The organism is Streptomyces sp. NBC_01257, from assembly GCF_035917255.1.
GTDB lineage: Bacteria > Actinomycetota > Actinomycetes > Streptomycetales > Streptomycetaceae > Streptomyces.
The window spans coordinates 6358977-6369488 of record NZ_CP108472.1; the positions used below are offsets into that span (position 1 = coordinate 6358977).

General features: G+C 72.7%; 10 protein-coding genes. 6 read left to right on the forward strand and 4 right to left on the reverse strand.

Annotation, left to right across the window (positions count from 1 at the left end; translation table 11 throughout):
• The first annotated feature begins 20 nt into the window (after positions 1 to 20).
• The 3 genes from OG408_RS27835 to OG408_RS27845 all read left to right on the forward strand — a co-directional run bounded on the left by OG408_RS27835 (position 21) and on the right by OG408_RS27845 (position 2931).
• Positions 21 to 536 carry an ATP-binding protein gene (locus tag OG408_RS27835; RefSeq protein ID WP_266783063.1) on the forward strand — a complete coding sequence of 172 codons (516 nt, stop codon included), beginning with the start codon at positions 21 to 23 and terminating at the stop codon, positions 534 to 536.
• Positions 537 to 931: 395 nt separating this feature from the next.
• The gene (locus OG408_RS27840; RefSeq protein ID WP_326672583.1) at positions 932 to 1738 is read left to right on the forward strand and encodes a polysaccharide deacetylase family protein; all 807 of its coding nucleotides are present in this window, start codon (positions 932 to 934) and stop codon (positions 1736 to 1738) included.
• Positions 1738 to 2931: a YncE family protein gene (locus tag OG408_RS27845; RefSeq protein ID WP_266783067.1), complete on the forward strand. Its 1194-nt coding sequence runs from the start codon at positions 1738 to 1740 to the stop codon at positions 2929 to 2931. Before OG408_RS27840 ends, OG408_RS27845 begins: the two co-directional genes overlap by 1 nt.
• Positions 2932 to 2959: 28 nt before the next feature.
• Here OG408_RS27845 and OG408_RS27850 read toward each other — a convergent pair whose 3' ends face one another.
• Entirely contained in the window at positions 2960 to 3598 is a 639-nt protein-coding gene (locus OG408_RS27850) for a GNAT family N-acetyltransferase (protein ID WP_326672585.1), read from the reverse strand.
• Positions 3599 to 3740: 142 nt separating this feature from the next.
• Between OG408_RS27850 and OG408_RS27855 the strand changes: the two genes are divergently transcribed.
• Positions 3741 to 3950, forward strand: coding sequence for an EF-hand domain-containing protein (locus OG408_RS27855; protein ID WP_266783071.1), 210 nt, complete (start codon positions 3741 to 3743; stop codon positions 3948 to 3950).
• On the opposite strand, the gene OG408_RS27860 is transcribed toward OG408_RS27855, so the two are convergent.
• A complete protein-coding gene (locus OG408_RS27860; RefSeq protein ID WP_326672588.1) occupies positions 3916 to 4473 on the reverse strand; it encodes an STAS domain-containing protein in 558 nt (185 codons plus the stop codon). The genes OG408_RS27855 and OG408_RS27860 overlap by 35 nt on opposite strands.
• A 238-nt stretch (positions 4474 to 4711) precedes the next feature.
• On the opposite strand from OG408_RS27860, the gene OG408_RS27865 reads away from it, so the two are divergent.
• Complete coding sequence (locus OG408_RS27865; RefSeq protein WP_326672589.1) at positions 4712 to 5674, forward strand: CopD family protein; 963 nt, start codon at positions 4712 to 4714, stop codon at positions 5672 to 5674.
• 61 nt (positions 5675 to 5735) lie between these two features.
• On the opposite strand, the gene OG408_RS27870 is transcribed toward OG408_RS27865, so the two are convergent.
• On the reverse strand, positions 5736 to 7232 hold the full coding sequence (locus OG408_RS27870; protein WP_326672591.1) for a carboxylesterase/lipase family protein: 1497 nt from the start codon (positions 7230 to 7232) through the stop codon (positions 5736 to 5738).
• A 231-nt stretch (positions 7233 to 7463) separates the two neighbouring features.
• Entirely contained in the window at positions 7464 to 8348 is an 885-nt protein-coding gene (locus OG408_RS27875; protein ID WP_442806070.1) for a terpene synthase family protein, read from the reverse strand.
• An 871-nt stretch (positions 8349 to 9219) separates the two neighbouring features.
• Between OG408_RS27875 and OG408_RS27880 the strand changes: the two genes are divergently transcribed.
• Entirely contained in the window at positions 9220 to 10500 is a 1281-nt protein-coding gene (locus OG408_RS27880) for a hypothetical protein (RefSeq protein ID WP_326672593.1), read from the forward strand.
• Positions 10501 to 10512: the final 12 nt, after the last annotated feature.

Consider the following 10512-nt stretch of genomic DNA (forward strand, 5'->3'; position numbering starts at 1 on the left):
GGACGGCCTGCCGTGCGGCCATGATGGTGTCCATGGCGGGCCTGGAGGGTGTGGAGCAGCCGCGACAGCGCAGCAGCGCGACAGCGGCACGGAGGATGCCGGCCGTCGAGGACGAACAAGCGTTCAAAGCGCTGGAGTTGTTCGGAAATCCGACGGAGGACGAGGTCCGGCTGCCCTCCCGTCCCGAGTCCGCCGCCACCGCCCGCCGGCTCACCTCCTGTGTGGTGCTGCGTCAGTGGGCGCTCTCCCCGCAGACCGCCGAGCACGCCGTGCTCCTCGTGTCCGAACTGGTCGGGAACGCCGTGCGTCACACCGGCGCCCGCGTCTTCGGGTTACGGATGCTGCGCCGGCGCGGCTGGATCAGGATCGAGGTGCGCGACCCCTCGCGCGGACTGCCGTGCCTGATGCCCGTCCAGGAGATGGACGTCAGCGGACGCGGTCTCTTCCTGGTCGACAAGCTCTCCGACCGCTGGGGCGTGGACCTGCTGCCGCGTGGCAAGACGACCTGGTTCGAGATGCGGATCTCCGACCGCTGACCCGCTCCGACCGCCCCGGGATGCACAGAAGCCCCCGGATCGGCCGTGGTGCGGCGCTGCGGGGGCTTCTGTGTGGGGACCGTGAAATGGGGGGTGTGTTCACGGCCGCTTGTGACGACCTGGCCCGGGTCGATGGGGGTCGTGTCCCCGACTATGACAGACGGACGACTCCATCGCCAAAGCCGCAACGCGCACATTACTGGTCGTAACCAGACATTTTCTCAATGAATCATAGGTGTGCTGGGTCACTCGCCTGGAAAACAGTGAATATCCAGTGGATTACCCGGGTGATTCATTGATCGTCCGTGGGGTGGGTGTGCGCATCCGTGTGACCTCCTCGGTCGATAAGGGGTCAATTGTTATTTTCCTGACATCTCGCCCCTAATGTTCTGCACATGAACGCCTCCGACCGACCGGTGCACCGCCGCAGCGCCCTGCGCGCAGGAGCCGGGGCCGCCCTGGCGGCGGCCCTCGCCGCCGGCTGCGCGGACCCGGACGCCGCCGGTACACCGGCGAAGCCCCTCACCACCCCCGCGCCGAAGAAGCCGGCCGCCACCACCGGCGCCCACGCCCCCGCGCCCGCCCCCCACCGCATCCCCGGACAGCCGGCGCAGGTCGACCACGGCCCCCGGGACCGGGCGCGCGTGGCCCTCACCTTCCACGGCCAGGGCGACCCCGCCGTCGCCCGGACCGTCCTGGCCGAGGCCGAACGCGCGCAGGCGAGGGTCACCGTCCTCGCCGTGGGCAGCTGGCTCGACGAACACCCGGAGATGGCCCGCCGGATCCTCGACGGCGGCCACGACCTCGGCAACCACACCCAGCACCACGTCGACATCTCCTCGATGGGCGAGGAGGAGGCGTACGCGGAGATCACCGGCTGCGCCCAGCGGCTGCGCCGGCTCACCGGCTCCATCGGCACCTGGTTCCGGCCCTCGCGCACCCGGTACGCCACCCCCCTCGTCCAGCGGCTCGCCGCCCGGGCCGGATATCCGCACGTCCTCTCCTACGACGTGGACTCCCTCGACTTCACCTCGCCCGGCGCCGCGGCCGTCACCCGCAAGGTGACCGGGGAGATCCGCAACGGATCGGTGGTGAGCCTGCACTTCGGCTACGCGGACACGGTCGCCGCGCTGCCCCTCCTCCTCACCGAACTCGACCGCCGCGGACTGCGCGCGGTGACGACCACGGAGCTGCTGACCTGATGCCTCCCACCACCACACGCGCCGCGGCCCTGCTCGGGGGCGTCCTGCTCGCCGTACTCACCGGCTGCGGCACCGCCCCCGCGGACAGGGCGGCGTCGGACGCCCCCTCCGAGGCCGCCGCCCCGCCCGCCCGGCCGAGGCACGTCACCCCGCCCGCGCCGCCCGGACTGCCCGGCATGCCGCCGGTGCTCGACGCCCGGAACGTGTACGCGGCCGACGGCCCCGGAAAGCTGTCACCGGTCGTCAGGGACTTCCCGTCCCGGGTCTACGTGCCCAACACCAACTCCAACACGGTTTCGGTCATCGACCCCGCCACGTACAAGGTCATCGAGACGATCCCGGTCGGCCGGCAGCCGCAGCACGTCGTCCCGTCCTGGGACCTGAAGACCCTCTGGGTCAACAACGACGTCGGGGACAGCCTCACCGCGATCGACCCGGCCACCGGGAAGGCGGGGAGGACGGTCGGTGTCTCCGACCCGTACAACCTCTACTTCACCCCGAACGGCAAGTACGCCGTCGTGATGGCCTCCATGGACCGCGAGCTGGTCTTCCGCGACGCGCACACCATGAAGACCGTCAAGGCCGTTCCGGTCGGCTGCGCGGGGGTCAACCACGCCGACTTCTCGGCGGACGGCCGGTACTTCATCGTCTCCTGCGAGTTCTCCGGCGACCTGCTGAAGGTCGACACGGCGAGGATGAAGGTGGTGGGCCACCAGAAGCTGCCGTTCAAGGGCGCCATGCCGCAGGACGTGAAGCTGTCGCCCGACGGCAGCACCTTCTACATCGCGGACATGATGGCCAACGGCATGTGGGTGCTGGACGGGAAGAAGTTCACCGAGCCGAAGCTGCTGCCCACCGGCAAGGGCTGCCACGGGCTCTACGTCAGCCGCGACGCCAAGGAGATGTACATCTCCAACCGGGGCGAGGGCTCGGTCTCCGTGTTCGACTTCGCACAGAGGAAGCTGGCGAAGAAGTGGCACCTGCCGAACGGCGGCAGCCCGGACATGGGCGGGGTCTCCGCGGACGGCAAGGTCCTCTGGCTGTCCGGGCGTTACAACGCCGAGGTGTACGCGATCGACACCACCACCGGCAAGCAGCTCGCCCGGATCCCTGTGGGCAGCGGACCGCACGGCCTCGCGGTCTACCCGCAGCCCGGCCGCTACTCCCTCGGCCACACCGGGGTCTTCCGCTGAGCCCGGCCAGCCCCCGGCGGCCGGTGGCTCAGCCCGCGACGAACAGCGCCTCCGCGCCCACCGGCCGGTAGCCCGCCGCCTGGAACGTCCGCACACTGCGGGCGTTCCCCGGCGACTGCTGGGCCCACACCACCGCGTCCGGCACCAGTTGCCGGGCCGCCCGCGCCAGCCGCTCGCCGAGCCGCCGCCCGCGCGCCTCCTCGGCCACCTCGATCGCGGTCTCCCAGCGCCCTGCGACACCCCGGCCGAGGATCAGCACCCCGCCCTCGGTGCCCCAGACCCGCACCTCGTCACGGAACTTCATCGCCCGCGCCACCCGGGGATGTCCTGGATCGCGGATCTCCCGCAGCTCCAGCTCCGGCGCACCCGGCAGCGCGGGGGCGACCGTGAGCAGGTCGACCGTGTTCATGTGCCGGCCGGTCCGCGCCAGCAAGGCGCCCAGGAAGGACGGATTCATCGTCGCGGCGAGCGCGTCCCCGGGGGTGGCGGCCAGGGTGTCCCGGACCCACCGCGGGTCCTCGTCGGTGAAGACCACCGAGTGCGCGGTGAACGCCAGCACGCCCGCGTCCCGGGTGTTCGGCTGCCGCAGCACGGTCGTGGAGCCGTCCGGCGGCGGGAAACGTCCGTGCGCCGCTGCCTCCAGGATCCGGGCCAGTGCCTCGCTCATCGCGCCGTGTGCTCCCCGCTCGGGCCACCGGCCGCCGGGCGGCGGACGGCCCACCCATGATCGACTACCGGCCGCCGCGAGGGCCAGCCGTCACGCCCGATAATCTGGCTCCCGTCAGACAGTCATACGAAGGGGCGGTACAGTGGCGGACATCGAGTCGGCGCGCAAGGCATTCGAGCGGTTCGACCTGAACGGCGACGGGCTGATCTCGGCTGCCGAGTACAAGAGCGTCATGGCTCAGCTGGGTGACCCCTACGTCAGCGAGCCGGTCGCGCAGGCCGTGATCAACTCCCACGACGCGAACGGGGACGGGCTCCTCACGTTCGACGAGTTCTGGGCCGCACAGGGCTGAGTTCCCCGGACCCCCGGCCTGCGGGCCGGGGGGCGCGGGACAGCGCCGAAGGCGGGTGCGCGGGGCCGTGCTCCGTGCCCGGCCGGGAGCCGGTGGCCGCGGCGGACTCCGCCGCACGCGGGGCGTCGTCCGGGGCGGCCGCCCGGCGGAACGCCTCGTCCGGAGTGGCCACCGGACGGAACAGGTCGTGCAGCCGGCCCGCCCGCAGCAGACGCAGGATCCGCGGGCAGCCGCAGACGAGCCAGAACCGCCCGTCGCGGTCCAGCGCACGCCGGCGGGCCCGGCACAGCAGGTTCAGCCCCGAACAGTCGAGAAAGCTGACCTCCGTCAGGTCGACGACGAGCTGCGGTGTGTCCTGCGAGGTCGCCCCGTCCAGGGCCGGTCCGATGAGTGCGGCTGTCGCGATGTCGATCTCGTCGCGCAGTGCCACCACGGTGCGTCCGTCCCGGCGGTACACCCGGCCGCACGGTTCGGGCAGCGGGGCGCATACGGAGGGTGCCGTGGAAACCGGCGTCTCGGTCATTGATGCCTCTCCTCGCAGCGCCGGGCCTCGTGTGGGGGTACCCGGGGCCCGCATGACAGTCGGTGGGGTGACGGTCGGTGAGGTGACAGTCGGTGAACCTAGCCCGAGGGTCCCGCCGGGTGGTGGTGCAGAAACGTTCGCGCTTTCCCTAATGCCCTCTTCCGGGTGAAGGACTGGCGTTCCCATGGACAGCAGTCGGCGATTTGTGTGCTTGTCACTCAGGAAAGGGGGGTGAGTGGTGATCCCGTCCCGTGCCCCCCGACCGGCCCGCCGCGGTTCCGTGACGCTCGTACTCGTCGTCGCGGCGGCCTGCCTGCTCGCCGTGGCGGCCGCGCTGCTGGGCGCGACGGCCGTGGCGTACGGCACCGGCGAACTGCGCATCCCCGGCGCCGGAACCGCCACCCTGCTGCGCACCGCCCTCTTCGCCGCCCTCGCGGTGCACACCGGCGCCCTCGCGGCGGGCGCGCTCGTCCGCTCCGTGCCGGACCGCCCCCCGGCCGTCGCGCGCGACTGGGCGACCGCGGCCTCCGTCATCGGCGCGGCCGCGGCGGCGGGACAGATCGTCCGGCTCGCCCTGGTCAGCGACCTCGGCCCGGTCGGGACCTACGGGACGCGGGAGGGCGGACTGCTCCTGCTGACCGCCAACGGCTTCGCCCTGGCGGCCTGTTGCGCCGCGAGCAGGCGCCCCGCGCTCGCCGCCCTGCCGCTCGCCGTGGTCGTCGTCGCGGAGGCGCTGCGCGCCCACCCCGAGGCGTACAGCCCCCTGGCGGGCGCCGCGCTCACCACTCTCCACCTCGCGGCCGCTTCCCTGTGGACCGGCGGGCTCCTCCACGTCCTGCGCACCATGCGGCTGTGGCGGGCGTCCCCGGCCGCGGCCCGTGCCCTGCTCGGCCGCTACGCGCGCCCGGCCGCGTGGCTGTACGTGGCGCTGGCGGTGACCGGGACGTGCAGCGCCCTGCGCCGGCTGCCGCTGGACGTCGTCCTCACCTCGGCCTACGGACGCACCCTGCTGGCCAAGCTCGCACTGCTGGCCGTCGTGAGCGTGCTGGCGCTGGTGGCGCGACGACGGCTGGCGAGGGACGCGGACCCGGCGGGCGCCGAGCGGTCCGCGCGCCGCGAGGCGGCCGCCCTGGGAGCGGTCGTGCTGGTGTCGGCGGTGCTGACGGTCGTCCCCGACCCGCACTGGATCGGCACCCGCTGACTACGGCCGCCGTGGACGCTCTCGGGGAGCGTTCCGGAAGCCCAGGCGGCGTCCGGCACGTCTAAGGGCTGTACGGTGCCCAGCCGCGCCGTTCGTCCTCGCGCCGGGCGCGCACCACCCGCGGGGCGCCCGGGCCGAAGCGCATCACGGGGCGCGAGGCGTCCCAGGCGGGCCAGCCGGGGTCCCCGGTCTCCGCGAACCGCACCCATGCCGCGTGCATCGCGTCGGCCAGGTCCTGCGGGGCGTCCTCGCCGGCGAGCGCCACGGCGTCCGGTCCGGCCAGGTTGTCGAAGACGAAGCCGATCTCCAGCCCGTGGCAGGCGCCCAGCCGCAGCACGGGGGAGGGCCAGCCGAACTCGTAGAAGTGCGTGCTGCCCGCGGCGTCCTTCCGGGAGTCGGCCAGCCGGTTCAGCGGCACGCGCAGCAACAGGTCCGTGGCGAGCGCGCCCAGCAGTTCACCGGGGGTGGCACCGGGCCGGTTCGCCCGGTAGGTGCGGGCCGTCGCGCCCGGCACCCGGAACCTCCACAGCGCCAGCCGGAGTCTCGTCCGGGAGAGCCGTTCGGTCAGCCCGCTGGGTACGAACCAGAGCCGGTACTCCTCGGTGTTCGACCCCAGCAGCAGATCGACGCCGGACGCGGATCCGTCCCGCAGCGCCTCGGCCGGATCGCGCACCAGGAGTTCACCGTCCACGACGATCTGAAAGGAGTTGCCGCCGGTCAACGGGGAGCCTCCGGCGGTCACTTCGGTCTGTGCGGCCAGGAGCGCGGCCGGATCGACGGCGGCCAGATCCCGCGCCGTCGCCGCCACTCCGATCCGTTTCGCGATCAGTTCGGTGGTGCGTCGGCCCGCCGCCAGGGGTACCGCCGAGGGAGCCCCGCTCTGCAGGACGGCCCGGCGGACGAGACCCCGGGCCCGGTCCGTGGCGAGCAGGGCGGCGATGCTGATCGCTCCCGCCGACTCGCCGCACACCGTCACCCGGTCCGGATCGCCGCCGAACGCCGCGATGTTGTCCCGCACCCAGCCGAGGGCCGCGAGCTGGTCCAGCAGCCCCCGGTTGGCGGGCGCGTCCGGGAACACCCCGAAACCCTCCATGCCGAGGCGGTAGTTGACCGTCACGCACACCACACCGTCGCGGGCGAAGGCGGCGCCGTCGTAGAGCGGCACGGCCGACGAGCCGTGCAGCAGCGATCCGCCGTGGATCCAGACGAGGACGGGCAGCCCGGTGCGGGCGGGGTGCGGCGTCCACACGTTGAGGTTGAGGCAGTCCTCGCCCGCCACCTCGGGATCGGGCAGCAGCCGGTCCAGCGGCGGGGCGTACGGCCGCTTGGGTGCGGTCGGGCCGAAGCGCGCCGCGTCCCGCACGCCCTCCCACGGCTCCGGCGGCGCCGGCGCCCGGAACCGGTGGGCGCCCACCGGCGGGGCCGCGTACGGGATGCCGCGGAACACGGCGGCACCCCGCTCGTACGTGCCGCGGACGGTGCCGTGCGCCGTGCGGGCGAGCGGGGCGAGCGGGGCGGCCGGGCCGGCCCCGGATATCGGGGGAGGTGCGGTGGTCATGGGATGGCGCCGGCCCTTCCGCGAGTGTCGGGCGGGGCTACCAGCACAGCACGGCCGGGCGCGCCCGGCCACGCGTGGGCGACCGCGGTAGGCCCGTACGCGCCGGGACGGGCCACTTCCGGCCCGGAGGCTTTCCGGCCGCTCGGCGGCGGTCGGAGAGCCCCCGGGCGGCCGGACGGGAAATGTCCGGAAAACGCTGTCGCGGACGCGTGATTCTGTGGCGTGCGCCGGTCAGGCTGCGAAGTTCCGGGACATGGAGTCCTGTTCGTCGATCTCCATGAGGTCCGGACGGGTGTAGCGCTCCGCCCGTGCGTGGTAGTCGAAGTCCCCGCGTACGAGGCCCCGGTAGTCGCGGACGCACCGCTCAAGGGCGGCGCGCGGGAGACCCTCGATGCCGGCCGCCTCCAGCTCCTCGGCGAGCTCCTTCTCGGCCCGCTGTACCCGGTCGGCGATGCGTGCCAGCAGCATTCCGGCCTCGTCGACGGCCTCCTGGAGCGTGCCGCCGCGGTCCCGCTGGATCAGCCGGACCGTGTTGTGCTCATAACCGAGTAAGGCCTCCTTCTCGAAGGAGCAGATGTCATTGCAGAGACCCGAATGATCGGCCACCGCATTGCGCAGGGCGATATACGCGGGAAGGCTGCGGGCGGATTCCGGCAGATCGATTCCCGCGGTGATCTCGTGCAGATCGAGGAAGGGCTGCATGGCCACCGAGTCGCGGCGGTGCTTCACGAAGTCGGCGGTGCTCGGCACATGCCCCGCGGCCCGGTCGACCGCCTCCGCGTAGTACGTCCACAGCCAGGCCGCCGTATCGCGGCGGAACTGCCGGATCCAGCGCGCCGACCGGTCCGTGCAGGTGCGGACCAGGAGTTCGTCCAGTGCGTGCTCCATGGGACCGGCCGGCGCCCGGGCACCGTCCAGCACGTCCACCAGATGCGCGATCGCGCTCTCGCACACCCGCGGATCGCGGCCTGCCGGACCGTCGTCGAACTCGTCGTCGACCAGGAAGGCCCAGAAGAGCCACTGGCAGAAGAGGTCGAGGTGTTTCTGCGAGGCCTCGGGGAATATCAGGGATATCCAGAGTTCGGGCCGGGTCCGGATCATCTTCTTCCGGGCCACCGGTGACAGGACGAGGTCACTGGCTTCCGCCCATTCCCAAGCGGCCTGTTTGGTTTTCTCTACTCCCGGATGGCATCCGGCGCTCTCGAACGGCATATGGAATTCTGGAAGCGCGATCTTGCTCATGGTGCACCTCTTCGAGACGGTACGAACAGGGGGAGGGGATGCGCGAGGGGACCGCGCACGCACGGGGCCGGGACGGCGGCGGTGAACGCGGCTCTGCCGATCGGCGCCCCGGCAGAGCCGTGTCATCGGGGACAGCTGTCCGCACCGGCGCGGGAGATGGCGCGGCCGCGATCCGGCTGCGGCGGCGGACCGCCGCAGGGGTGGACTCAGAGCCGGCGGGGCGGGTGGTCGCTACGGGGAGGACGTGGCGGTCTTTGCCTGCCATGGCCGGGCCCGACGGCCGGATCCCGCCGACGAGGCGTCATGGGAGGGGCGGCTGTCATCGCTGTCCTCTTTCCTCCGCAGGGCCGGGCCGTCGGAGCCGGACCCCATGAGGCCCAGGGCAGCGGACCGCCTGACGTGCACGGCGATCGCGTCACCACTCGTCACGACCAGTGAACTCCCAGTATGCGGGCGTGTGAAGTCGCTTGTGACCGAAAATGTGTGATCGTCAGGAACCTCTGCTCGGTTATGAGCAGTTGGTGCACTCCTGGGTTCGGCCGGGCGATAGATGAGTGTGGTGGGGGATGGCCGGTTCGGCCCTTCGCGGCGCCGGCCCGGGTGCGCTCGCGTCCGCAGGACCCGGCCAGCCGGCGAGGCCGGACGGCGCCGCGGGCGCACGATCCGCCGCACGTGCGACCCCGGGGTCCGTAGAATCGTCAAGTGGCGTGAGTTGAAGGACAGTTCGAGCAGGGGGCAGCGGACGATGGTCACACTTCTCTTCGTGCACGGCACCGGCGTACGGGAGCCGTCCTACACCCAGGCACTGGAGGGCATCCGGGCCGGTCTGTCCGGGGTCCGGCCCGACGTACGGGTCGAACCCTGCGACTGGGGCTCCACGCTCGGGTCCTACCTGAGGGCGGGCGGCGTGTCGATCCCCGGCTACCCGGAGTACCTCGCGGCGGCCCGGGAGGCGCAGGAGGACGAGGCGGCGGCCGAGCCGGACCCGCCGTTCCCCGGCGGCTTCGAGGAGGACGGCGGAGCGGGCGAGGACCGGCTGCGCTGGGCGATGCTGTACGCCGACCCGTACGCCGAACTCGGCGTCTACGCCCTGTCGGGGAACGCGTCCACCACCGGCGCCCCCGCCCTCTTCACCCCGGGTGTGGTCTCCGGCGGCGACCGGCTCCTGGAGGCGCTGTCGCATCTGGCGGAGTCCGGCGAGGTGGCCGAGGCGTGGCGGGCGTTCGTGTCCGGCCCCACGGTCGCCGAAGCGGCCGCCGCCCTGCTGGCCGCCCCGGAACTGCGCCGGGCCGCCGCCGTCGCGCGTACCGAGGGCGAAGCCCTTCCCCGGCTCGTGGCCCGCGCTCTCACCGCCTGGGCGATGGCGCGGTCGTCCCGGGGGGCCGGCATGTTCCCGGTGCCTGAGCGGGACGGTCTCGTGGACCTCCTCACGTACGAACTCGGGGGCGACACAAAGGGGTTGAGCGAGGCCCTCGTCTCCGCCCTCGGATACTCGGCACGGCTCTTCGAGCGCTCCGTCGGCTCCCGCATGCTCGTCGCCAGGCGCGCCCGGCTGAGCCACGGCTCGGTGGGCTTCTTCGGGGACATCGTCAGCTATCTGGCACGGGGCCAGGCGGTGCGTGACCAGGTGGCCGCCACGGCGCGGACCTTCGCCGGCCGGGGGCCCCTGGTCCTGCTCGGGCACAGCCTGGGAGGGATCATCGCCTTCGACCTGCTGACGGCCGGGGCCCCGGCCCCCGTTGCCGACATGCTGGTGACCGTGGGTTCGCAAGCGCCGCTGCTGTACGAACTGGACGCGCTGCCGTCCCTTCCCTACGGCACCGGACTGCCCGAGGCGTTCCCCCGATGGCTGAACATCCACGACCGCCGGGACCTGCTCTCCTACCTGGCGGCCGAGGCCTTCGGGAACGATCCGCGCATCACCGATGTCCGGGTCGACAACCGGCAGCCGGTCTCCGCGGCCCACAGCTCCTACTGGGCCAACGCGGACTTCTACCGGGTCTTGGGCGATGCGCTTCCGGCCTGATCGCGGACCCCA

Coding starts and splice junctions, on each gene's coding strand:
- OG408_RS27835 (WP_266783063.1), top strand. CDS start 21: ATGATGGTGTCCATGGCGGGCCTGGAGGGTGTGGAGCAGCCGCGACAG.
- OG408_RS27840 (WP_326672583.1), top strand. CDS start 932: ATGAACGCCTCCGACCGACCGGTGCACCGCCGCAGCGCCCTGCGCGCA.
- OG408_RS27845 (WP_266783067.1), top strand. CDS start 1,738: ATGCCTCCCACCACCACACGCGCCGCGGCCCTGCTCGGGGGCGTCCTG.
- OG408_RS27850 (WP_326672585.1), bottom strand. CDS start 3,598: ATGAGCGAGGCACTGGCCCGGATCCTGGAGGCAGCGGCGCACGGACGT.
- OG408_RS27860 (WP_326672588.1), bottom strand. CDS start 4,473: ATGACCGAGACGCCGGTTTCCACGGCACCCTCCGTATGCGCCCCGCTG.
- OG408_RS27870 (WP_326672591.1), bottom strand. CDS start 7,232: ATGACCACCGCACCTCCCCCGATATCCGGGGCCGGCCCGGCCGCCCCG.
- OG408_RS27880 (WP_326672593.1), top strand. CDS start 9,220: ATGGTCACACTTCTCTTCGTGCACGGCACCGGCGTACGGGAGCCGTCC.